Source organism: Gemmatimonas sp. UBA7669, assembly GCF_002483225.1.
In the GTDB taxonomy this organism is placed as follows: domain Bacteria; phylum Gemmatimonadota; class Gemmatimonadetes; order Gemmatimonadales; family Gemmatimonadaceae; genus Gemmatimonas.
The window spans coordinates 1-22,806 of sequence record NZ_DLHL01000062.1 but is presented as its reverse complement, the minus strand read 5'-3'; the positions used below and the strand labels follow the sequence as shown (position 1 = coordinate 22,806).

Below are 22,806 nucleotides of genomic sequence, written 5' to 3'. Positions count from 1 at the left end.
ATTTAGAAGTGTTGTTAATCGAAAGTCTGCGATGCGATCTCCTGCGCGCGGCGCGTCCATCTCTTACCTCGTCGAGGAACTTCGTGCGCCTCTCTCTCGGCTGGTCGAAGGCCTTCGTCGTCGTTGTGTTCGCCACCACCGTGACCAGCTGCGGCGAACCACTGCTTCCTCCGCTTCCAGCGGGCGATGAGGCGCTTGAAGGCCCCATCGATGGCTTGTCGCCCCAGCAACGCGCTGCGTTTGTCCGTGGTGATCTCGAGTTCGCGCGGCGGTTTGCCCTGGCGGACGGGCTTGGCCCGCTGTTCATCGCGCAGTCGTGCGAGGCCTGCCACGTCGGCGACGGCAAAGGACATCCTCTGTTCGACATCACCCGTTTCGGCCGCACCGTAGATGGCGCATTCGATCCCATGCTCGCGCATGGTGGGCCGCAGCTTCAGAACCGCGCCATACTGAATTACCTGGCCGAGGTGCTACCGGCGGGCGTGACGGCCGTGGCCAGATTCAACCCGCCTGCCGTCAGTGGTCTTGGGCTCCTCGAGTCCGTCGACGATGCCACGATTCTCGCCATCGCCGATCCGAACGACGCGAACGGCGATGGTATTTCCGGACGCGTCAGCTTTGTCGATTCATCGGATTTCATTGCCGACATCGTGTCGGTGGAAACGCTGGTGCGCACAGGTCCTGCGACACGTCATCTCGCCCTGAACGGCCAGTATATCGGCCGGTTTGGCAAGAAGGCACGCACGATCAATCTGCTGCATCAAACGGCATTCGCGTACTCGGAGGACATGGGGCTCACGACTGACTTCGTTCCCAAGGACGTGTTTAATCGGCAGGTCGGCGCGTTCGCCGGCGACAACGTGGCTGATCCCGAAGTAACGTCAGGCGTGCTGAATAGCGTCGTCTTCTATTTGCGCACGCTGCGGCCGCCGCCGCGTCGGCGCGCCGACAATCCCGACGTTGTGGCGGGAGGGCAACTGTTCGCTGGAGTCGGATGCGTCGGCTGCCACGTGGCCACACTCCGAACGGGCCAATCCGATATCGCCGCGTTGAGCCGGGTTGAGTTTCACCCGTACACCGACTTGCTCCTCCACGACATGGGGCCCGAGCTGGACGATGGCTACACGGAGGGCGACGCCCTGCCGGCGGAATGGCGGACCGCACCGCTCTGGGGCATCGGACTCGCTGAGCGCGCGCAGGGCGGCACCTCTTTTCTGCTGCATGACGGCCGAGCGAAAACCCTTCGTGAAGCAATCCGGTTTCATGGCGGCGAGGGGTCAAGAAGTCGAGCGGCGTTCGACCGATTGTCTCCCGCTGATCAGGAACGTCTACTCGCGTACCTGAGGTCACTATGAGCGACAATGCACGCAACAACCTGAACCGGCGACAGTTTCTCCATCAGGTGGAGCAGCTGTCTGATGGCGTCATTGCCGTCGCGCTGTGCGGCGCCCTCCCGGTCATGCTCAGCGCGTGTGGCGCGGCGCGCGCGGCCCGCACGCGCTACGTGCCGACCACACGCGTTGGAGATCGTCTCACGGTACCGCGGTCGGAGCTGTCTGGCGGTAGCGGCGTACTCGTTGAGATTCCCGGAACGGAACTGCCTCTGTATTTGCGAAGTGATGCGGTGACCGGCGGCTCGGAACACTTCTCGGCCGTCTCGACTCGCTGCATGCATCGGGGATGTCAGGTCGAGCCGACCGCCGACCGGTTGTCCTGCCCCTGCCACGGCAGCGAATACACGTTCGCGGGTGCCGTGCTGCAGGGCCCCACCGAGCAGCCGCTCGTGAGATATCAGGTCAGCGTGGATGCCGTGAACATCTACATCCAGCTTCCGCCCGCTGAGGAGAACCGATGCGCGTGAACCATCTGATCGCACTCTTCGTCGCCACACTTGGTTTCGCCACGAGCGCACAGGCGCAGGTCGATTCAGTCCGCGCCGATTCCGCGCGTATTCAGCCGCCAGCGCCACCGCGTCAAGCACCGCCGGACACTGTGCTGGTTCAAGGTGCAGTGTACAACCGACCGTTCATCACGTCGGTCGGTCGCACCAGCATCGGTGGCTACGCCGAGGCGAACACGAACTACTTCGTCGAGGATGGCGTCGGGGAGGGGTTCTCGATGGAGCTCCGTCGATTCAACATCTTTCTGTTTGCGCCAGTGGGTCGACGCCTGCGGTTCCTCTCGGAGCTGGAGTTCGAGCACGGAACAGAGGAGATCGCCATCGAGACCGCGCAACTCGATTTTCAGATCGACCCCGCGTTGGTCCTGCGTGCCGGCGTCCTGCTGCCGCCGATTGGCGCGTTCAATCTCAACCACGACAGTCCGCGTTGGGAATTCATCGACCGGCCACTCGTGTCCACGGAGATCATTCCGTCGACGTTGTCGGAAGTCGGCTTCGGCGCGAACGGCCGTGTTCTGGTGGGTGGGCGCGCGCGCGGCATGACGCTCACCTACGACGCGTATCTGACGAACGGGCTTGGCGACGGCGTGATCCTCAATGACGCCGGCCGAACACTGCTGTCAGCCGGCAAGCGCGACCTACAGTTTGCCGGGGACAACAACGGCTCTCCCGCACTCTCCGGACGTGTCGCACTGCAACAGCGGCGGCTTGGCGAGATCGGCGTCTCCCACTATGGCGCGGTGTACAACACATTCAAATCCGAAGGTGAGACGCTCGATGCGCAGCGCCGGCTCTCGATCACCGCCGTCGACTTCAACACCGTGCTGCGGGCGATCAGCATCCGTGGTGAGTTTGCGGTCACGCGAGTCGACGTACCAGCCGATCTGGCGGAGCTGTTTGGTGCGCGGCAGTGGGGCGGGCACGTCGACGTGGTCGTCCCGGTGTGGCGGACGCGCGTGCTGGGCCTGCAGAATGCGACGCTCAGTGCCGCGCTACGACTGGAGCATGTCGACTACAACGTTGGCACGTTCAGCTCCACGGGACAACGGATCTTCGACGAGGTGACCGCCATCGTGCCGGGACTCAGCTTTCGCCCAACCGCGGGTACGGTCTTCAAGGCGAATTACCGCCGACACTGGACGCGTGATTTGCTGGGCAACCCAACGACGCGAATGGGCGGCTACCAAGTAGGATTCGCCACATATTTCTGACATCTTGGGGAAGCGCGATGCCTCGTCCGGTGCCGGTGGTGAACGAGCTCTCCGCCGCAGCGGAGGACTGTCTCAAAGCGATCCACAAATTCGCGGGTCATGATGGCGCGGCCGCGATCCACGAACTGGCGCCGCATCTTGGCCTGGCGCGAGCAAGCGTGAGCGGGATGCTTGGACGATTGGCGGAAGCAGGACTGGCAGTCCGCCAATCAGACCACCGCGTGCAGTTGACAGCGGAGGGTCAACGGGTGGCTCTCCGCACGCTCCGCCGACACAACATTCTCTCCTGCTATCTCGGCGCGGTACTCAACGTTTCTCGTGAGGATGCAGATGACGAGGCAGAGCGACTGGAACACGCAGCTTCGGACGATGTGATCGACCGCATGGCGGCGTCACTGAGATCTGCACATCGTGATCCGTCTGGTACTTCAGTACCGGCGCGGACAGTGGCGCTCGCACAACCCCAGGGTTCGACGCTCACGCCTGAACGCTGATGGTGGCCGAGACCAGCGCCGCATCTTCTTCGTCTGTCGATGGCGCGCCCACCAAATGGCATCAGTTCGCGCCGTGCAAGCCCGCGCGCAATCGCTCCCGGAACTCCCATCTCACTGCAATGCGAATTCCCCCGATCCTCATGCTTTTCGGCGCCATGGCGTTGAGCGCCGCGGCTGCCGTTGCCGATCCCTTCGCTCGTCCATCGGGCGCGCTCCGACTGCTCGGCGGTCTCTTTGCCGCTGGCGGCCTGGCCGTGGCCGCCTCGGGCGTCGCAGCGTTCCGCCGACAGCGCACGACCGTCGATCCGCGCTACCCGGAGCGCGCCACGACACTCGTCGCCGAGGGGGTCTACCGTTGGACTCGCAATCCGATGTACGTGGGTTTCGTGACCATTGCGGCCGGCGCGGCGGTGGCTTTGGGTTCGCCTCTCGCGCTGCTCGGGCCAGGAGTGCTGACCGCCTACTTAGATCGCGTGCAGATCCCGGCGGAGGAGATGGCCCTGCGGGCGCGATTTGGTGCCCCGTTTGAGTCCTACGCTCGGACGGTGAACCGTTGGGTGGGTGGCCGCAGGTCCACTCGCACCGACGTCGTCTGAGGTTTCGGTGTAGCTCCACGCGGCTGTCGCAACTGACACGTTGTCGAGGTGCGGCGCGATGATTGAGCGGTGGCGCCATCCTCTATGCTGGGCGCGGCCAGTACATGATTACACCAACGCCAATGAGACAGATCGCGGCGCCCGCCACGGTGGCCGCATCTGGTTTGATCCCGTCGACGCGCCATCCCCACAGCACGGACATCACGACGAACACGCCGCCATAGGCCGCGTAGACCCGCCCGAAGTCGAAGCCCGCTGGTTGCAACGTCGGCAACACGCCGTACAGGAAGAGCAGCAGTCCGCCAAGGGCGCCGAGCCACACACTGCGGTCGTTCCGAAGCCAGAGCCAGACCAGGTAGCCACCACCAATCTCCATCAGGCCGGCTACAAGAAACAGTACGAGCGATTGAAGAATGCGCATGGCCGGAGTCTAAGGCTGAACAGAATCGAGCGTGCGATCCGCTGCTCGGCTCAACGTCCCAAGGTCAGTTCCCTTCGCGCATCCCGTACAATGCTCCACGCGGATTGCAGGAACAGCGCGGCGATAACGAATGCAACCACCAAGTCCGGCCACGGCGACGCAGTCCACGCGACGAGCGCCGCGGCGACAAGGACCGCCAAATTGCCGAGGGCGTCGTTGCGCGAGAATAGCCAGATGGCTCGTGCGTTGGCGTCGCCGGTGCGGTGCGGGATGAGCACGAGTGCCGCCGCGACGTTCACAGCGAGCGCCACGGCGCCGAGGATGCCCATCATCTCGGCCTCGGGTTGCTGCTGCACCAGCACGCGATGGATGGTGCTGCCAACGACGCCGACGCCGAGGACGCCAAGGAACAGCCCCTGCGCAAGCGCGACACGGGCTCGGCGATGCAGTGGCCACGCGAGTGCCAGCAAGCCGACGAAGCTGATCACGCCATCGCCAAGGAAGTCCAGCGCGTCGGCCTTCAGTGCCTGAGAGTCCGAGACGAATCCGCCTACCGCTTCGACGATTCCGTACCCGACGTTCAGCACCACGACGATCCAAAGGGCGCGCCGGTATGTGCGGTTGATCTGTGGCGGAGTAGTCGCTGGTCGCAACGTAAAGCCCGCCGCCGCCGCCGCTTGCTCTGCATGCTGCAAGACCTCGGGACCCGACGTGGTCACCGTGAGCAGTCCTGTGGCGACCGACACCGTCACGGTCTCTATCCCGGGCACGGCGCGCACCGCCTTTGCCAACTTCGCCGCGTCGTCCGCGCAATCCATCCCGACCACACGGTACTTCTCACTCGACGGAACAGCCTCGTTCATCGCGACGCGGCTGTAGTGGCGGGAACGCGAGGTGATTCGCCCACGTGGATCAGCCCTTCGGAAATCAGCCGTCCTACGTGTTCATCATCGAGGCTGTAGTACGCGACCTTACCAGCCTTCCGGTAGCGCACGAGCCTCAGTTGGCGAAGCGTCCGGAGTGAGTGGGATACCGCCGACTCAGAGACGTCGACGAGCGTCGCGAGGTCGCAGACGCACAACTCCTCGAGCGCGAGCGCGGTCAGAAGGCGCAGCCGGGTCGGGTCACCCAACGCCTTGAAGGTTTCGGCAAACGTGGCCAACGTCGCCGCCGGCGCCGCGAGGGCACGCACGCGAGCCACCTTCGCCTGATCGACGCAGCGAATCTCACAGCGGTCCTCGTCAGCGTACGGTCCGACGCCCACGGCAGGGGCACCCGTCGGCTCGGTCACCGCGAGCGCGTGCGGCCGCAGAACCGCCGCGTCGAGCGTGGCGGACCTGGGGAGACGAGTCGAGTGCGGTGTCGGACGTCCGAGGCGTGGGGTCATCGCGCGCTAGCTGGGAAGCCGGTGAAGTGGATCGCGTGTAGCGGCACGGCGACGGGAGCATCGCGAGCCTTGCGGCAACCGCATCCACGACGCTAAATTGGTGGTACACCTGAACAGCTGTTCAGCTAAGGTAGGACGTTGCTCCGGCAGTTGCAAGGCGTCTGCTGGTGGAGACGATGGGGAAAGTACGGTCGCCCCTTGCGACGTGCGGCCGTCATCATTCACACTTCCTTACTGTAAGCCGCTCGGGTGTCGTCGCACATCGCCACTGACATCGCTCCTCCACGGGACTCATCGCGTTCATGGCTCGTCGCTGCTTCGCCCTCGTTCTCGCCCTGTGCTTCGGCCTGTTCTCGGTCGAGTCACTGATCGCGGACGTGCATGACGGAGACGCGCCTGCCAGCGAGCAGACGAGGTACAGCGGTGCGGTCGACGCGCATGCTCGCGACGGCGCGCGTGCGGCGGACGCGCCCGTCGCGGATCTCCACACGCACGGTGACGGAGAGACTCCGCCCCCAAGCTCTGGGCACTCCCTCCATACCTGCCACAGCGGCCACGCCCACATTGGCCTGTCCGCCGTCGGCGTCGAATTGGAGCGTGCAGCTCCGGAGCATGTAGCCGTGCTGGCCAACCGGGCGTTACCGCCCGCGGACGCCGAGCGCGAGCCCCATCTGCGGCCGCCTATCGCGTAGGGTTCGGCCGGCGGTGCCGCAACCGAGCCGCTTCGGCTCGTGAGTCGCGCACGCGCAACGGCCTGTGGTCGTGCTCGCCGAGCGGAACCTCCCTCGGCGCCCCACATCTCGATCTCGCGATCCGCGCGCCACGCTCTCGTGACGCGCTTGCGTGAGTGCCTCTGCTCGACGTCAGCCGCTCTGGCCACCCCTTCAAGGGACCGCGCGGCGGCGCGCGGGAGACGCACGCGCGCCGGGGTCGACTACCCGAGGCGTTCCTCTGTGCGTGTGTTCTCTTGGCCACCGGTCCGCGCCTGCGCGTGGGCGACAGGTGGTCCGCCGCGAGCTTCGCGGCCACTGCTCTCCGTCTTGCGTCCCGACCAGGTCCCGGCGGCCTCCCGAACAGGGCGTTTCTCGCGACGGCTCGGTGTCGTTGGCGCGTTGGCGCTGTTGGCCGCCGCTTCACCGCTCGCCTCGCAAGTCTCCCCCGTCTCTCCGGGGGCTGGCGATTCGCTCGCGCTTACGGTGAACGCGGCGCGACGTTTGGCGCTCGCCCAGAACCCAACGCTGCTCGCATCCCGCCAGGACACGGCTATCGCGCGCGGCGGACTCCAGCAGGCGCGGCTCCTCCGCTTCAATCCCGACTTTTCCGCGGTCGCGCCCGGGCCGGGGTTCGGCGGAAGCCGCAACGCGTCCGAATTCATGGTGATGCAGGAGCTCGAGGTCGCCGGACAGCGAGGCTTGCGGATCGACGCGGCACAGTTCGGCCTCACTCGCGCCACGGCCACCGTGGCGAACGCCACGCGGCTGACGCTCGCGGATGCCAGCATCGCCTTCTACCGCGCCTTATCCGCGCAGCGTCGACTGCAGGTAACGCGCGAGGTCTTGGAGCTCACGGAGCGCTTACTGGGTGCGGTTCGCACCCAGCTTCGCGAGGGAGAGATAAGCATCCTGGAAGCCAACCTCGCCGAAATTGAGTTCGGCCGAGCCCAGGCGCGGGTGCTCTCCGCCCAGCGCGATGCAACCACCGCGTCGCTGGACTTGGCGCGGCTCATTGGGATCGGCCCCGGAGTGTCGCTGCGTCTCGAGGACCCGACGGCGGCCGTATCCGCCCCGCCCGACTCCACACGCTCCGTCGCGCCGGTGGTTGCCCCGGTCCCGCTGCCGGCGCCCGACATCGATTCACTCACGGCATTGGCGCTCGCGCGGCGTCCCGATCTAGCCGCGACCGTCACGGCGCTTCGCGAGACCGAAGCGCTAGTCTCCTTGTCGCGTCGGGAGGCGTTACCGAACCTACGCTTCGGTGTGTTGGCCGAGCGAAACCCGGGTGAGAATCGCACGCGGATCGGCCCGGCCGTCGGCCTCAGTCTGCCGCTCTTTAATCGCTCGCAAGGTCTCGTCACGCAACGCCGCGCCGCAGCGCGCCAGGCGCTCTTCCTGCGTGACGCGGCCCGGCTGCAGGTCCGCACCGACATCGCGACCACGGTGCGCGCGCTGACGGCCGCGAACGCGGAAGTCGCCGTGTTCGAGACGTCCGTTCGGCAGCCGGCCCGCGCAAACAGCGCCCTGCTCGAAGCCGCGTTCCGCGCGGGCAAGATCGCGCTCCCAACGCTGTTGTTGCTCCGCAATCAGCTCCTCGACGCTGAACTCGGCTACTGGCAAGCGTGGTTCGCTCGCCAGGAAGCCCTGACCCTCCTTGACGCTGCCTCCGGCGCGCTCACGCCGCCGACGGATGACGGCGCTTCCCCTGCCAACCCTGCCCGATGATTCCCTCACACATGCCCCACCGGTGGCGCCTGACCGACCGCCACGCCCTACCGAGCCGACGCGTCCTCCCGTCCGCTATCGCGCGCCTCACGCAGTGCCTCCCGCTCGCGTTCATCCTCGCGCTCGCCGGCTGCGGCAAGGACGCGGCGTTTACCGCTGACGCCGAGAGCGCAGCGGCAACGGCGGCCGCAGGGTCCGGCACCGCCGCGAAGGGCGAGCATGGGGCCTCCGAGGTCGTGGTCCTCGACACCGCGGGCGTCCGGCTGGCGGGCATCCGGCTCGACACCGCGAGCACCATCACCACGAGCGGACTCGCCGTCACCGGCACCATCACGTACGACGCCAACCGCGTGAGCCATATCGGCGCGCGCACCGAAGGGCGCGTGGTATCGCTCCGCGTGCCCTTGGGCGCCCGGGTCGGCGCCGGCCAGACGCTGGCGTTGCTGGAAAGCCCGACGGTGGGACAGATCCGCGCGCAGGAGCGCGAGGCAGAGGAACTGCGCGGCATCGCGCGGGAAAACTTCGCCCGCGAGCAGCGCCTCGCGGCGCAAGGCATCTCGAGCCGCAAGGAACTGCTCGATGCCGAAGCCGAGCTCCGGCGCACGGAAGCAGCCCTCCGCAGTGCGGAGGCGCAGTTGGCCGCGCTCGGCGCGGGCCATGGCAGTGGCGGGCAGTTCGGGCTGACGGCGCCGTTCGCCGGCATCGTCGTCGCGCGCAACGCGAGCATCGGCGAGATGGCCAGCCCCGCCGACACGCTCTTCACGGTGGCGGACCTCTCGCGCGTGTGGATCGAGCTCAATGTGTTTGAGCGCGACCTCGCTCGGGTCCGCGTGGGACAGTCGGTCGGCGTCAGTGTGACCGCGTATCCAGGGCGCACGTTCCCGGGCCGCATCGTGTACCTCGGGGCCGCGCTCGACCCGGAGAGCCGCACCGTGCCCGCGCGCGTCGAGATCCCGAACGGGGACCGCGCGCTCAAGCCCGGCATGTTCGCGAGCGCGAGCATCCAGGTGGGGGAGGGCGGCGCGCCGGTGGTCGTGGTCTCGAAGGACGCCGTGCAGGAAGTCGAGGGCAAGTCTGTCGTCTTCGTGCCGGGCACCAAGCCCGGCGAGTTTCGCACGGTCGCGGTGCAGGTCGGGGAGCCGGTGGGCAACAACCGCGTGACGATTCTCTCGGGGCTCACGGCCGGTGCGCGCGTCGTCGTTGCCGGTGCGTTCGCGCTGCGTTCCGAACTCGCCAAGAGCGAGATCGGCGAAGGCGGGCACTGACCGGTATGCGACCCCTCATTGGTTTCGTGCTCAAACAGCGCCTGCTCGTCCTCGCGGCGACAGCGCTCTTGATCGGCGTCGGCGTGTGGTCCGCCATGCGGCTCCCCATCGACGCCGTCCCCGATGTGACGAACGTGCAGGTGCAGGTCAATACTAACGCGGCCGCGCTCTCGCCCCTCGAGGTCGAGCGACAGATCACCCTCCCGCTCGAGCTCGCGATGTTTGGCCTCCCTGAGCTCGAAGAGATGCGCTCCATCTCGAAGTTCGGGCTCTCGCAAGTCACGGTGGTGTTTCGCGAAGGGACGGACCTCTACTTCGCGCGCCAGCAAGTGCAGGAGCGGCTGCAGCAGGCCCGCGAGGAAATTCCGGAGGGCTTGGGCACGCCCGAGATGGGTCCGATCTCCACGGGCCTGGGTGAAGTCTTCCAGTACACCATCGACGCCAAGGACACGACGGGTCTCGATCCGACCGAGCTCCGCACGTTGCAGGACTGGGTCGTCGCGCCGCAGCTGCGCGGCGTGCCGGGCGTGGCGGAGGTCAACGCGTTCGGCGGCTTCGAGAAGCAGTACCAGGTGCTGGTGCGCCCCGAGGCCCTGATCCAGTACAACCTCACGTTGCCGCAGGTGTTCGATGCCATCGCGGCAAACAACCAGAACGCGGGCGGCGGCTACATCACCCAGGGCGCCGAGCAACTGGTCATTCGCGGTGTCGGGCAGGTGCAAGACCTCGATCAGATCCGCAACATCGTGATCACGAGCCGCGAGGGCACCCCGGTGCGCGTCACCGACATCGCGGACGTGGTCATCGGCTCGACGCTGCGGCAGGGCGCGGTCACGAAGGACGGACGCGGCGAGGTCGTCACCGGTATCGTCATGATGCGCATGGGCTCCAACGCGCGCACGGTCGTCGACGCCGTGAAGGAACGCTTTGCGACCGCGGCCCGCAGTCTGCCGGCGGGCGTCACGATGCGCGCGTTCTACGACCGCACGGAACTCGTCGACCGCACCATCGCGACGGTGGAGAAGAACCTCGTCGAAGGCGCCGTGCTGGTCGTCGTCGTGCTGTTCGTCCTCCTCGGCAACTTCCGCGCAGCGCTGATCGTCGCGCTCGCGATTCCGCTCTCGATGCTGTTCGCCGTGAGTCTCATGGTGAAGGCCGGGATCGCGGGCAGCCTGATGAGCCTCGGCGCCATCGACTTCGGGCTCGTCGTCGACGGCTCGGTGGTGATGGTCGAGAACAGCATGCGCCGCCTGGGCCATCGCAAGCCCGGCGAAGGGTTCTATCAGACCGTGCTCGACGCCTGCGCCGAGGTGGGCCGCCCGATTCTGTTCGGGGTCGGCATCATCATCGTCGTCTACTTGCCGATCCTCACGCTCGAAGGCGTCGAAGGCAAGATGTTCAAGCCGATGGCGCTCACGGTCGTCTTCGCGCTGGTCGGCTCGCTCCTCCTGACCTTCCTCCTCACGCCCGTGCTCATCTCGCTCTTCCTGCGCGGGAAGATCGAAGAGAAGGACGTGTGGCTCGTGCGCAAGGCCAAGGCGCGCTACGTGCCCGCGTTGGAGTGGACGCTCGCCAACACCCGCAAGGTGTTGATCGGCTCGGCCATCGCCGTAGCGGCCGCCGTGACGGCGGTCCCGTTCCTCGGCTCCGAGTTCATCCCGCGTCTCGACGAAGGCTCCTTCGCGCTGCAGGTGCTCCGACTGCCCAGCATCTCGCTCGAGGAGTCGGTGCGGCAAACGACGCAGCTCGAGAAGGTGCTGCTCACGGAGTTCCCCGATGAGGTGGCCGATGTCGTCGCCAAAACGGGCCGCCCGGAGATTGCGACCGACCCGATGGGCGTCAACATCAGCGACATCTTCGTGCTGCTCAAGCCGCAGGACGGATGGACGCGCGCGGAGTCGAAGGCCGAACTCGAGACCGCGATGTCGACCGCGCTGAACAAGATCCCGGGCTTGGTCTACAGCTTCAGCCAGCCCATCGAGCTGCGCGTCAATGAGCTCATCGCCGGCGTGCGCTCCGACCTCGCCATCAAGATCTACGGCGACGACCTGGCCAAACTGAGTGACGCCGCGAACCAAGTCGTGGCCGCGGTCTCCAAGATCGAGGGCGCCACGGGCTTCAAGGCGCAGCAGCTCGAAGGCCTGCCGCAGCTCGAAGTGACGGTGCTGCCAGAGCAGCTGGCCCGCTATGGCATCAACGCGTCGGACGTGATGCAGGTCGTCGAAGCCATCGGCGGCGCACAGGTCTCACGCGTCTTGGAAGGGCAGCGCCGGTTCGCGCTCACAGTCCGGTTCCCGGAAAGCGTGCGGCGCGATCCGCAATCGATCAGCGCCATCCTGGTGAGCGCGCCGGACGGGCAGCGCGTGCCCCTGGGCACGCTGGCCCGTGTCGCCGAAGTGGACGGCCCGGCCGAGCTGAGTCACGAGAACGGCTCGCGGCTGGTGATCATCGAGGGCAATGTGCGCGGCCGGGACATCGGGGGATTCGTCGCCGAGGTCCGCACGCTGTTCGAGAACGGCACCATCACACTGCCCATCGGCTACCGGCCGGAGTTCGGCGGACAGTTCGAGAACCTGGAGCGCGCGTCCAAGCGCCTGATGCTGGTCGTGCCGCTGTCGCTCCTGCTGATCTTCCTCCTGCTGTTCGCGACCTTCAACTCGCTGCGGCAAGCCGCGCTCGTGTTCACGGGCATTCCGCTGGCCACGGTGGGCGGTGTGATCGCCCTGCTGCTGCGCGGCATGCCGTTCAGCATCTCAGCGGGCGTGGGGTTCATCGCGTTGTTCGGCGTGGCCGTGCTGAACGGAGTCGTCATGGTCTCCTACATCAACGAGCTCCGGCAGCACGGCCATCCACTCGAGCGGGCAATCCGCGAGGGCGGCGTCACGCGGCTCCGGCCCGTGTTGATGACGGCGCTCGTCGCGAGCCTCGGGTTCATCCCGATGGCTATCTCGACCGGCGCGGGCGCCGAGGTGCAGCAGCCCTTGGCGACGGTCGTCATCGGTGGCCTCGTGACCAGCACGCTGCTCACGCTGCTCGTCTTGCCGCTGTTGTACCTGCTGTTCGAGCGAAAGCAGGCCGCGCGGGAAGCGGCCGAGGACGACCGCGCGTCCGCACCCGTCGCGGACGGCCACCATCCGTCGCACACGCCGTTGCTTGGGGGTGCCTGATGCAGATGATCATCGCGTACGTGCAGTCCTTCATGGCGAAGGATGTGGTGCACGCCCTCCATCAGGTGGAGGGCGTGACGGGCGCCACCTTCACGGAAGTGCGCGGCTTCGGCAGCGCCCGCCGGAACGACACTCCGGTCCCAGAGGTGATCTACGGGACCGCCGAGAAGACCCGCGTCGAAGTCGTCGTGCGCAACAGTCTCGTCACGGCCGTGATCGAGGCGATCCGGACCTCGGCGCGCACCGGCCAGCGCGGCGACGGCAAGATCTTCGTCTTGCCCGTCTCGCGTGGCGTCAAGATCGCGACTGGCGCTGAGGCGGCCGGAGACGAGGCCCTGTGAGCACGACTGTGCCTCCGGGGGTAGTGGACGCCACAGGAGCAGGGCCAGCAACGCCCGCCGGCCGCAACGCGGGCCGGCTGCGCATCGTCTTCCTGCTCACTGGCACCTACCTCGTCGCAGAGGTCATCGGCGGTGTCCTCACGGGCAGTCTCGCGTTGCTCGCCGATGCGGGACACATGCTCACCGATGTCGCCGGTGTCGGGCTCGCGCTGTATTCGATTCGCTTGGCGCAGCGCGCGCCGACGCCGTCGCGCAGCTACGGCTACTACCGCGCCGAGATTCTGGCCGCGCTCGCGAACGCGTCGGTGCTCATCGTGGTGTCGCTCTACATCCTGTACGAAGCGTACCAGCGCTTTCGCCAGCCGCCGGCGGTCGAGAGCGGGACCATGCTGGTCGTTGCGGGCATCGGCCTCGTCGTGAATTTGGTCGGCATGCTGCTCCTTCGGCCTGCGGCGTCCGAGAGTCTCAACATGAAAGGGGCGTACTTCGAGGTGCTCTCCGACATGCTGACGTCGCTCGGCGTGATCGCCGCGGGCCTCATAATGATGACGACCGGGTGGTACTACGCCGATCCGTTGGTCTCGGCCGGGATTGGCTTGCTCATCCTGCCGCGCACGTGGCGGCTGCTGCGCGAAGCGGTGGGTGTGCTGCTCGAGGGCACGCCCACGGATGTCGACGTCGGCGCCTTGCGCCAGGCGGTGCTCGAGACGCCCGGCGTGCAAGGCGTGCACGACCTGCACGTCTGGTCACTCACCAGCGGCAGCAACGCCATGAGCGCGCATGTCGTGTGCGCCGCCGGCGCCGATCCATCGGCACTCCTTCGCGCCGTCGAAGCGCGCGTGCGTCGGTGCAACGTGCACCACACCACCCTGCAAGTCGAGGCGCCCGACGCCTTCGAGTGGATCACCCATGCATAAGCACGACGACGCGCGGCAGTATCCCGCGCAACTGCATTTTCCGCTGCGCGGGCTTGCCGGCGAGGGCGCCGAGGCGGCGATTCGCGCCTCGCTGGATGGCATGGCGGGCGTGCTCGCCATTCACGTCTCCGCAGCCCAGGCGGTGGCGGAGGTGACCTATGATCTCGCCGTGGTCTCGCCCGAAGCGCTTCGCGCGCGCTTGCAGACGGCCGGCGTCAAGCAGCCGAAACACACGGCGTACACTCTCGGTGCCGAGAGCGGAGACGCACCTGCATCCCGCCCTGCCGCGGGCGGTGGCGAGGTGAATGGTGGCGGGAGGACGCCGTGAAATCCGCGCGGCCCGCCGTACCGGGTGGGACCCGTGTCTCGTGGCGGCGGCGGGGTCAGGCACCGGTGCTCGGGCTCGTGCTGACGGTGCTGCAGGGGTGTCAAGCCGATCCCGGGTACGGCGGACGCTCCAGCGCCGAATGGGCGGGCCAGCTTCGGGACGCGCCCGCCCGCGAGCGCGAGCAGGCGGCGCGGGCCCTCGGGGCCGTGCTGTCCTTGAACCCACGGCTCACGGCGCCAACTACGGCGCTGATCGCCGCGCTGTCTGATACCGTCGATGCCGTACGCGTCGCGGCCGCGCAGGCGCTTGCCCAACCGGGCGTCCGCGTCAAGGCCGCGACCGGAGGCGCACTTGGCGCGATGCTCGCTGATTCGTCGCATGCTGCCGTGCGCATCCAGGCGGTGCGTGCGCTAGGGGTGCTCGCGAGCAATGCGGTGGACACCGCCGCTCGGCGCGCGCTGGTGCGCGCGATCCTCCCGCTACATCGGGATCCAGACGCGACGGTTCGCGCGACGGTGGCAGCGACACTCACCGAGGCGCTGACCGAAACGCTCGCGCGGACGCAGGCCCCCGGCGCGCGGCAGGAGATCGACGCCGTGCTCGAGGGCTTGGCGCGCGACACGATGCACGCGCCGCGGGCCGCCGCGCTCGCTGGGCTCGCGCTGGCGATGGCGCCGCGCCTGGTGCCCGCGTTCGCACAGGCCGCGCGTGACTCCTCGCCTGTGATTCGGGCCCTCGCGGCGGGCGCGCTGGGACGCGTCACGAATGACGCGGCGGTGGGCAACGCGGCGATGGCGAGCCTCCTCGCACTCGTGACCGACCCCGCGCCCGCGGTCCGCTTGGCGGCGGTGCAGGCCCTCGGGACCCGCACCGCCTCGTACGCGCCCGCGGTTGATGCGGCGCTGCGCGTGGCAAGCCGCGATACGAATGTGCTCGTGCAGCAGGAGGCACGGCACGCGCTCACACGCTTCCACGCCCGCGGAGGAACGGACCCGGTCGCACTCGAGCCGACGCGCGCGGAGCGCTGCGCGCAGCTCCCACCCAGGACGCGCGGATGTTGAGCGCTCGCGCCGCAAACCAGCAAACCCTACGCACTGCGGGGTTCACGCGTGCGGTCGGTCAAGCGGTTGGCCACGTGCTGGATCACCTGCTGTCTGCCACCCCCCAACGGATCACCGTTTCCACGAGACACGAGGACGTCGCATGCAACACGTGACACGCATTGATATTCCCCTGCTGCTGCCGGACGTGCCGGACGCGCGCGACCGGTGTGTGGCCCGCCTGACGCAGCTGCTGGGGCAGCGCGATGGCGTGGTGCGCGTGCACGTCATGCTGCCCGGGGACGTAGAGCCGGAGACCGCCTCCGCCGTCATAGTGGCGGGTGCGTCCTCGTCATCCTCATCGACCCGGACAGCCACGGGCCGCGAGCCGCGCACGGTGGACACGCCGGTACTGTGCCTCCACTACGATCCCGCCCGGGTTACGCTGAACGCGGTGACCGCGCTCGCCCGCGCCGCCGGTGCGGAGGTGACCGGCCAGTTTGCGCACTTGCTCGTGCCCATCCGCGCGATCACTAGCGAAGACGACGCGCAACGCATCGAATCAGTGCTGTCGGACACGCCCGGCATCACGCACGTGTCGGTGAGTTTGGCCGGTCAGGTGGTGCGCGTGGAATACGACCGCGGGCAAACCACCCCGTCGGCGATTGGCGAGCAGCTGCGCGGGGCCGGCGCCGCGCCCGACCTCAGTGCGTTGCTGCCAGGCGTGTCGGCGCGCAACTCCAGCGCTGATGGGCGAGCGCCCGCGTCGGCGCAGGCGCGGCCTGCGTCGACGGGGCCCACCGCCCGTGACGTCGACGGCGGTGACCGAGCGGGCAGCAATGGCGCTCGCGATGCCGTCGCGGACGAGACGCTGCGCAGCGTACCGACGCCAGCGGCAGCTGGTACACGTCCGATGGCAAGCGGCGCGGCTTCGGCCAACGGCGATGCGCCGACCGCGGCCCCGGAGCTCACACAGGACCGAGGGGACGACGATCACGGTGCGGATGTCGGCGAGGATGCCGCCTCGGACGGCGCCCCACGTGGCTGGTACGCGCGGAACCGCGAGCTCGCATGGAGCCTGGCGTCAGGCGTCTTCCTGCTGGGCGGATGGTTGCTCGAGCGCTCGCAGGCGGCCGCCCCCGGCGTGTCGCTGGCGCTCTTCATCGCGGCGTACGTGTTCGGCGCGCGCGACAACGTCGGGCATTTTCTGCGCGACCTGCGGCGCGGCAAGTTCCACTTCAACATCGACCTGCTGATGGTCGTGGCCGCGGCTGGCGCCGCGGCGTTGGGGGAGTGGGCCGAAGGCGCATTGCTGCTCTTCCTGTTCAGTCTTGGGCATGCGCTCGAGCACTATGCGCTCGGCCGGGCACGGAACGCGATCAAGGCGCTCGGCACGCTGGCGCCTTCCAAGGCGACGGTGCTGCGTGAGGAGAACGGGGTGCAGCGCGAAGTCACGCTGCCGATTGCCGACGTGAAGCCGGGCGATCAGGTCGTGGTGAAACCCGCGGAACGGGTGCCCGTCGACGGGACGGTGCGCGAGGGCCGCTCCGGGGTGAACCAGGCGCCCATCACGGGCGAGAGCGTGCCGGTCGATAAGGCGCCGGGCGATCCGGTCTTCGCCGGCACGGTGAACGGGGAAGGGGCACTCGTCATCGACGTGACCGCCGCCATCGGCGACCGCACGCTCGACCGGGTCATCAAGCTCGTGTCTGAGGCGCAGACGCAGAAGGCACCGACGCAGCAGTTTACCGAGCGCTTCGCTCGCATCTTTGTGCCGGTTGTGTTGATCGGCGACGTGCTCCTCATCGTCGTCCCGCCACTCCTGGGGCTCCTCACGTGGCCTGAGGCGTTCGCACGGGCGATGGCCGTCCTCGTCGCCGCGAGTCCCTGCGCCTTGGCCTTGGGCACCCCCGCGGCGGTGCTGTCGGGTATCGCGCAGGCTGCGCGCAACGGCGTGTTGATCAAGGGCGGCGCGTATCTCGAGTCCCTGGGATCCATTCGCTCGCTGGCGCTCGACAAGACCGGCACGATTACCGTCGGCGAACCATCGGTGACGGACATCGTCCCGATGGCGGGCGTCGATGAGACGCTGCTCCTCGGCAACGCGGCCGCGGTGGAGCAGCGGTCACAGCACCCGCTCGCAAAGGCCGTTGTGCGCGCGGCAGAGACGCGCAAGCTCGCGTTGCCCGATGCCGGCGAGCTGCAATCCATTACGGCGCGCGGCGTCCGCGCGCCGGTGGGCGGCGCGCCGGTGGAGATTGGCCGCGCGCTGCTGTTCGAGGACGCCGGTGTGGTCGTGCCGCAGGACGTGCGCGATGCGGTCACGCGCCTGGAGCAAGCGGGCCGCAGCACGATGATCGTTCGACGCGTCGGTCACACGCCCGAATTCCTTGGCGTGTTGGGCCTCGCCGACGAACCGCGCGCGAATGCGCGCGACACGCTGGTCGCGCTCCGCGCGGCCGGCATTCAGCGCATCATCATGCTGACCGGCGACAATGCGGGTGTCGGCAATGCGGTGGGCACGGCGGTCGGTGTGGACCAGGTGCGCGCTGGTCTGCTGCCCGAAGACAAGGTGACGGCCATTCGCGAGCTCGCGGCCCAAGGGCCGGTAGCCATGGTGGGCGACGGCGTGAACGACGCACCGGCGCTTGCGCATGCGACCGTGGGCATTGCGATGGGCGGCGCGGGAACCGCCGCGGCGCTCGAGACGGCCGACGTCGCGCTCATGGGGGACGATCTTGGCCGCCTGCCCTTCGCCATCGGACTCTCCCGGGCCGCGCGGCGTGTCATTCGCCAGAATCTGTACGTCTCGCTCGGCGTGATCGCGGGGCTCGTCGTCGTGACGGTGACCGGCGTCGCGGGCATCGGCCCGGCCGTCATCGCGCACGAAGGCAGCACACTGATCGTGATCGCGAACGCGCTTCGCTTGCTGCGCTATCGGGGGCCGGTATGAGCTGCCGACGGGACGTGCGTGCCCAGGCATGCGCAGGGCGGGGACAGGGGCGCACGCGAGCGCCGTTCTCGCGCCCGGTAACCGCGCGCCCGGTGACCGCGCGCACGCTGACCGCGCGCACGCTGACCGCGCGCACGCTGACCGCGCGCTGGACGATGCTCGCCGTGCTCGCGTCGGTCGCCGTAACGGGATGCGGCACGCGATGGCCACGCGCGGGGAGCGAGGCCGCGACGCGGCGCTGGCCGGCGACGCTCATCGGGGAGTGGAGCGCCCCACAGCGGCTGGCGCCCGGCCGCACTGCACCGGACTCGGTAGTGTGGGCCCTGGGGGCCCAGGGGGTTATGCATCGGGTCGAGGTGCGTGTGCGAAACCCCGCGAGCCCGCGGTCGCTGTCCAGCGGACGCCTCTGGTGGTGGATCGAGGACGCGCCCGGAGGAACGTCGACCGCGGACCCGGGCCGGGCCGGGCGCACCACCGTGCTCTGCGTAAGTCAGCAACCAGGGCGCAATCGCGAATGCGGCTATGTCACGCTCGACTCGACCGGCGGGACGGATCGCACACATCTGCGCCTGACGTGGACCGGGAAGACCTTCCCGACACAGCGCTGGTCCTTCGTCGGCCGCCAGGGTCGCTGACATGCGCGCTCGACCACATGCACACCCATGCACGATGGACGATCTGCGCCGGCGCCGCGCCGTGGGCCGAGCGCGCGGACGCGCGCGCACACTTATCCCGTCTGTGGAGCGCACATGAGCGGCGATGAGCTGATCGCGGCTGCGAAACGCGTCATCTTGCGTCGCCAGGAGGCCATCTCGAACAACTTGGCGAACGCGTCGACGACCGGCTTCAAGGGCGAGCACGTCTTCGCGCGGATGCTCGCGGGCGCGGCGGCCGATGCCGGGCCGGTGGCAGAGAGTCAGACCGACCTGCGGCCGGGCGCGCTGGAATCGACGGGTCGTCCGCTCGACTTGGCGCTTGAGGGGCCCGGCTTCTTCGTGGTCAACACCGCAGCGGGCGAGCGGCTCACGCGGGGCGGGTCCTTCTCGCTCACCGCCGATGGGGCGGTGGTGGATGCGCATGGCAATGCGCTCCTCGGAGAGGGCGGCGGCATTCGCATTCCCTCGGGTGCCCCCGTCGGGAGCATTGGGGTGGACGGGGCTGGGCAGGTGCGTGTGGACGGGCGGATCGTCGACCGGCTTCGTGTAGAGCGCACGCCGGGGGATGTGGTGCTCGAACGCCAGGGGAGTGGCCTCTTCGTGCCGCCAGCGACGCGACTCCCCGACCGCAACGCGACCGGCGTCCGCCAAGGCGCACTCGAGGCCAGCAATGTGAACATCCTCGACGGCTTGGTGGAGCTCGTCCTGATCCAGCGCGCGTACGGTGCGCTGCACCAAGTCGACGCCATCGCGGAATCGGTGGAGGGCTTAGCCACGGAGTTGGGGAAGCCGGCTACGTGAACCAGACGGCGCTGGGGGTCAGTATGAGCCGTGGCGTGTGTTGTGTTTGCACATGCTAACCCACGGCCCGAGACTGTGAGCAGCAACGCTGAGCCCGCGGAAAGGGACCGCGAGTCCGCCCGGGATGGCGCGGGCGATCTCGGGGATTTGCTACAAGAGCTGCGCGTGCTTCTGCAGGGCGTGCAGGTGCTCACCGGGTTCCTTATCGTCCTCCCCTTCAGCGAAGGGTTCGCGCGGGTCGGGCCTGGTCACCGCCGCCTCTACGTCGTGCTCTTCGTCTGCGCGCTGGTCAGTCTCGTGCTCTTCAGTGCGCCGGCGGCGCAACACCGGATTTTGACCCCGCTCAGCGACCGCATCCGGTTCAAGCGCGGATCGACGCGTCTGGTGGTGGCGGGCATGGTCCCGTTCTCGGTCGCGTTGGTCCTCGCCACGCACTTCGTACTCACCCACGTGGCCGGTACCCGCGTGGCCGACGTGGTCAGCGCGGTAGTTGCCGCCGCGATCTTCATGCTGTGGTGGATGATCCCACTCGTGCGCCGACGCGACGTGGCGCATAGTGCGTCCGCACGCGACCTCTAACCGCATACTTCGGGTCGCGGTGCGAGCTCGTGGAGCACGCGGGATTCCGGCTCCTTGGCCGGTGCGCGCCGGCGTGGGCATACACGGCGAGCTTTCGAGTGGCGTGACGGCGCGGCGCGGCGCGGCGGAGCGGGCCGGGACACGGTCAGGTCTAGCCGTAGGCTCCCGACTGCATCTGTGCAACGACTCGAAACACGTGAGCCCGGCCTTCCGCGCTCCCCATCATCGCACGCGGGGCGCGTCCGCCGAGCGCGGGGACGGGGCGCCGGAGCCACTCGGCGAGCCAACCGACCGCGTCGAAGGGCTGCCCATTCCCGCTTTCCTGCACGATGCGCTCGACCCGCGCGATCAGAGCGCGCGCCTCGGGGAGGGCGTAGATCCACGCCGTCCCCGAGGCCAGCCGTCGCGAGCGCATGTGATGTCGAGCGCCCGGCGTCGGGCGCGCAGCGCGTCTGGAGCGCATGGTCGCCGTCCGTCGCCGGCGCTACAGGGCGCGGCGATCCAGCAGGCGTTGCACGTGGTCGGCAAGCCGGTCGTCGAACGCCAGCTCGGTCGCCACGGAATCCTCGAAGTCGACGCCAAACACGCCGGCCCATGCGCCGAGCGCGATCCGTTCCAAGGCCGTGGCGTTCACGACGCGCAGCACGCCACGGTCGACGACGAATCCCACACGTTCCCTCGGCTGCAGGTCCAGCGCGTCGCGCGCACTGAGCGGGATCGTGATCTGCCAGCGGTCATTGAGTGGCGCCGTGACCATCGCCGACTTGAGTGGGAGCGCGGTGCGGACCCCTGTCATCACCAATGTGAAATTGCTCAGAATCACCAAGAAGAATTGCACACCTGGGAGCTTTCCTGCGGGGCCCTCCGCGGGCCTCGTGCCGACGCGACCTTGGTCTCTTCCCGTCGGGGAGGAGACTGGTGTACAGCAGGGATACCCTCGTGTTACTACAGCACTTGTTGGAGCAGGGCCTCGGGAAACGCGCCATTGCCGAGCAGTTAGGGGTGAGCCGCCGGACGGTCCACCATTGGATTGCCACCGGCCAGCTGACGCGGGTGGTGGAGGCGGAGACGACACGCACGACCGTGCCGCGCCCGCAGAAGTTGGACCGGTTCAAGCCGCTCATCCACGAGCGTTTAGCGGCGTATCCGGCGCTCTCCGCCGAGCGCCTGTTTGCCGAGTGTCGGGCGGCTGGCTATCAGGGCGGAGCGACGCGGCTGCGGGACTATGTGGCCAGCGTGCGGCCGCGCCCGGAGCCCGAGCCGATCATTCGCTTCGAGACGGCGCCAGGGCTGCAAGCGCAGTTTGATTTTGCCGACGTCAAATTGCCGTGGGGCAAGCGCTACGCGGTGCTCGTGGTCTTGGGGTACTCGCGGAAGCTGTACGTGGAGTTCGTGCCGCGCCAAACGGCACTGACCGTGATGCAGAGCCTCGAGCGCGCCTTCGCCGACTTCGGTGGCGTGCCGCGCGAGATTCTGTTTGATCAGCTCAAGGCCGTGATCATCGAGGATCAGCGGCCCGACGGCGGCAAGCTGCTGGAAAACGCCGAGTTCGGGCGCTTCGCCGCGCACTGGAGCTTTCGCATTCGGGCGTGCCAGCCGTACCGCGCACAAACGAAGGGGAAAGTCGAGCGGCCCGTCAGTTACCTGCGGTCGAGCTTTCTGTATGGCCGCGAGTTTTTGGGCGATGCCGATCTCGCCTATCAGTGCACGCGGTGGCTCGCGGAGGTCGCCAATGTGCGCATCCACGGCACGACGGGCGAGCGGCCGACCGAGCGGTTCCAGCGCGACGAAGCCGCGGCGCTGCAGCCGCTCGCGCTGCGGCCGTATCGGTCCCTCGTCCTCGTGCCCCCGCGCGACGCCGTGGTCACGACGCGCAGCGTACCGCATGTCGCGGTGGAGCGGCGCGCGCTCGCGCACTACGGCGCGCTGCTCGCGGAGGAGGCGTCATGAGCACGCTGCGTGACCGGCTGCGCACCCAGCTGGCCGACTGCAAAATGCCGGGCGCGCTCGAAGCGGTCGATGACATTCTGCGGCGGATTGATGCGGGCGAGCTGAGCGCCGGCCCGGCGATGGAGGCGCTGCTGGGGAGCCACATCGCGCTGCGGAATCAACGGCGGCTGCAAACGGCCATGCGCTGTGCGCGCCTCCCGAGTGTCAAAACGCTCGACGACTTTGACTTCACGTTTCAGCCGTCGGTGAAACGCGATCAGCTCGAGAGTTTGCACACGCTGCAGTTTCTTGAGCGCAAAGAAAACGTGGTCTTCCTCGGGCCGCCCGGCGTCGGCAAAACGCACTGTAAGTATTCGGGAAGC

The 22,806-nt window shown here is 68.1% G+C and carries 23 protein-coding genes; 18 read left to right on the top strand and 5 right to left on the bottom strand.

Features of this window, described 5'->3' with window-relative positions:
• The first annotated feature begins 83 nt into the window (after window positions 1-83).
• The 5 genes from B2747_RS18800 to B2747_RS18780 all read left to right on the top strand — a co-directional run bounded on the left by B2747_RS18800 (window position 84) and on the right by B2747_RS18780 (window position 4,201).
• The gene (locus B2747_RS18800; protein ID WP_291164677.1) at window positions 84-1,355 is read left to right on the top strand and encodes a di-heme oxidoredictase family protein; all 1,272 of its coding nucleotides are present in this window, start codon (window positions 84-86) and stop codon (window positions 1,353-1,355) included.
• Complete coding sequence (locus B2747_RS18795; protein WP_291164674.1) at window positions 1,352-1,861, top strand: ubiquinol-cytochrome c reductase iron-sulfur subunit; 510 nt, start codon at window positions 1,352-1,354, stop codon at window positions 1,859-1,861. The genes B2747_RS18800 and B2747_RS18795 overlap by 4 nt, the downstream gene beginning before the upstream one ends.
• Complete coding sequence (locus tag B2747_RS18790) at window positions 1,852-3,111, top strand: hypothetical protein (protein WP_291164671.1); 1,260 nt, start codon at window positions 1,852-1,854, stop codon at window positions 3,109-3,111. The genes B2747_RS18795 and B2747_RS18790 overlap by 10 nt, the downstream gene beginning before the upstream one ends.
• A gap of 38 nt (window positions 3,112-3,149) precedes the next feature.
• Window positions 3,150-3,605 carry a metal-dependent transcriptional regulator gene (locus tag B2747_RS18785; RefSeq protein WP_291164668.1) on the top strand — a complete coding sequence of 152 codons (456 nt, stop codon included), beginning with the start codon at window positions 3,150-3,152 and terminating at the stop codon, window positions 3,603-3,605.
• A gap of 119 nt (window positions 3,606-3,724) precedes the next feature.
• Window positions 3,725-4,201, top strand: coding sequence for a methyltransferase family protein (locus B2747_RS18780; protein ID WP_291164665.1), 477 nt, complete (start codon window positions 3,725-3,727; stop codon window positions 4,199-4,201).
• Window positions 4,202-4,283: 82 nt separating this feature from the next.
• Here the strand turns inward: B2747_RS18780 and B2747_RS18775 are convergent, their stop codons facing one another.
• The 3 genes from B2747_RS18775 to B2747_RS18765 are packed head-to-tail and all read right to left on the bottom strand — an operon-like array spanning window position 4,284 to window position 5,913.
• Window positions 4,284-4,622, bottom strand: coding sequence for a YnfA family protein (locus tag B2747_RS18775; RefSeq protein WP_291164662.1), 339 nt, complete (start codon window positions 4,620-4,622; stop codon window positions 4,284-4,286).
• A 50-nt stretch (window positions 4,623-4,672) separates the two neighbouring features.
• On the bottom strand, window positions 4,673-5,485 hold the full coding sequence (locus B2747_RS18770) for a cation diffusion facilitator family transporter (RefSeq protein ID WP_291164659.1): 813 nt from the start codon (window positions 5,483-5,485) through the stop codon (window positions 4,673-4,675).
• The gene (locus B2747_RS18765; protein WP_291164655.1) at window positions 5,482-5,913 is read right to left on the bottom strand and encodes an ArsR/SmtB family transcription factor; all 432 of its coding nucleotides are present in this window, start codon (window positions 5,911-5,913) and stop codon (window positions 5,482-5,484) included. Before B2747_RS18765 ends, B2747_RS18770 begins: the two co-directional genes overlap by 4 nt.
• Window positions 5,914-7,121: 1,208 nt before the next feature.
• On the opposite strand from B2747_RS18765, the gene B2747_RS18760 reads away from it, so the two are divergent.
• The 11 genes from B2747_RS18760 to B2747_RS18710 all read left to right on the top strand — a co-directional run bounded on the left by B2747_RS18760 (window position 7,122) and on the right by B2747_RS18710 (window position 20,494).
• A complete protein-coding gene (locus B2747_RS18760) occupies window positions 7,122-8,447 on the top strand; it encodes a TolC family protein (protein WP_291164652.1) in 1,326 nt (441 codons plus the stop codon).
• Window positions 8,444-9,712, top strand: a complete 1,269-nt coding sequence (locus tag B2747_RS18755) for an efflux RND transporter periplasmic adaptor subunit (RefSeq protein ID WP_291164649.1) — start codon at window positions 8,444-8,446, stop codon at window positions 9,710-9,712. The genes B2747_RS18760 and B2747_RS18755 overlap by 4 nt, the downstream gene beginning before the upstream one ends.
• Before the next feature lie 5 nt (window positions 9,713-9,717).
• Window positions 9,718-12,879 (top strand): efflux RND transporter permease subunit, encoded by a 3,162-nt coding sequence (locus tag B2747_RS18750; RefSeq protein ID WP_291164646.1) that lies wholly within the window; start codon window positions 9,718-9,720, stop codon window positions 12,877-12,879.
• On the top strand, window positions 12,879-13,220 hold the full coding sequence (locus B2747_RS18745) for a P-II family nitrogen regulator (protein WP_291164643.1): 342 nt from the start codon (window positions 12,879-12,881) through the stop codon (window positions 13,218-13,220). The genes B2747_RS18750 and B2747_RS18745 overlap by 1 nt, the downstream gene beginning before the upstream one ends.
• Window positions 13,217-14,137: a cation diffusion facilitator family transporter gene (locus B2747_RS18740; protein WP_291164640.1), complete on the top strand. Its 921-nt coding sequence runs from the start codon at window positions 13,217-13,219 to the stop codon at window positions 14,135-14,137. Before B2747_RS18745 ends, B2747_RS18740 begins: the two co-directional genes overlap by 4 nt.
• Window positions 14,130-14,465, top strand: coding sequence for a heavy-metal-associated domain-containing protein (locus tag B2747_RS18735; RefSeq protein ID WP_291164637.1), 336 nt, complete (start codon window positions 14,130-14,132; stop codon window positions 14,463-14,465). The genes B2747_RS18740 and B2747_RS18735 overlap by 8 nt, the downstream gene beginning before the upstream one ends.
• Window positions 14,466-14,551: 86 nt before the next feature.
• Window positions 14,552-15,526, top strand: coding sequence for a HEAT repeat domain-containing protein (locus B2747_RS18730; RefSeq protein WP_291164634.1), 975 nt, complete (start codon window positions 14,552-14,554; stop codon window positions 15,524-15,526).
• A gap of 151 nt (window positions 15,527-15,677) precedes the next feature.
• On the top strand, window positions 15,678-18,458 hold the full coding sequence (locus B2747_RS18725) for a heavy metal translocating P-type ATPase (RefSeq protein ID WP_291164631.1): 2,781 nt from the start codon (window positions 15,678-15,680) through the stop codon (window positions 18,456-18,458).
• Complete coding sequence (locus tag B2747_RS18720) at window positions 18,455-19,093, top strand: hypothetical protein (RefSeq protein ID WP_291164628.1); 639 nt, start codon at window positions 18,455-18,457, stop codon at window positions 19,091-19,093. Before B2747_RS18725 ends, B2747_RS18720 begins: the two co-directional genes overlap by 4 nt.
• A gap of 114 nt (window positions 19,094-19,207) precedes the next feature.
• Window positions 19,208-19,915, top strand: coding sequence for a flagellar hook-basal body protein (locus B2747_RS18715; protein WP_291164625.1), 708 nt, complete (start codon window positions 19,208-19,210; stop codon window positions 19,913-19,915).
• Between the two features lie 75 nt (window positions 19,916-19,990).
• A complete protein-coding gene (locus B2747_RS18710) occupies window positions 19,991-20,494 on the top strand; it encodes a DUF6328 family protein (RefSeq protein ID WP_291164622.1) in 504 nt (167 codons plus the stop codon).
• Window positions 20,495-20,645: 151 nt separating this feature from the next.
• On the opposite strand, the gene B2747_RS18705 is transcribed toward B2747_RS18710, so the two are convergent.
• Both B2747_RS18705 and B2747_RS18700 read right to left on the bottom strand, forming a co-directional pair.
• On the bottom strand, window positions 20,646-20,909 hold the full coding sequence (locus B2747_RS18705) for an MbcA/ParS/Xre antitoxin family protein (protein WP_291164620.1): 264 nt from the start codon (window positions 20,907-20,909) through the stop codon (window positions 20,646-20,648).
• A gap of 69 nt (window positions 20,910-20,978) precedes the next feature.
• Window positions 20,979-21,320, bottom strand: a complete 342-nt coding sequence (locus B2747_RS18700; RefSeq protein WP_291164618.1) for an AbrB/MazE/SpoVT family DNA-binding domain-containing protein — start codon at window positions 21,318-21,320, stop codon at window positions 20,979-20,981.
• A 131-nt stretch (window positions 21,321-21,451) separates the two neighbouring features.
• Here B2747_RS18700 and istA point away from each other — a divergent pair, with 131 nt between their 5' ends.
• Window positions 21,452-22,444, top strand: a complete 993-nt coding sequence (gene istA, locus B2747_RS18695; RefSeq protein WP_291164615.1) for an IS21 family transposase — start codon at window positions 21,452-21,454, stop codon at window positions 22,442-22,444.
• Window positions 22,441-22,806, top strand: a 366-nt coding sequence (locus B2747_RS18690) for an ATP-binding protein (protein ID WP_291164612.1), incomplete at its 3' end; no start/stop codon positions are given. The genes istA and B2747_RS18690, both read left to right, overlap by 4 nt.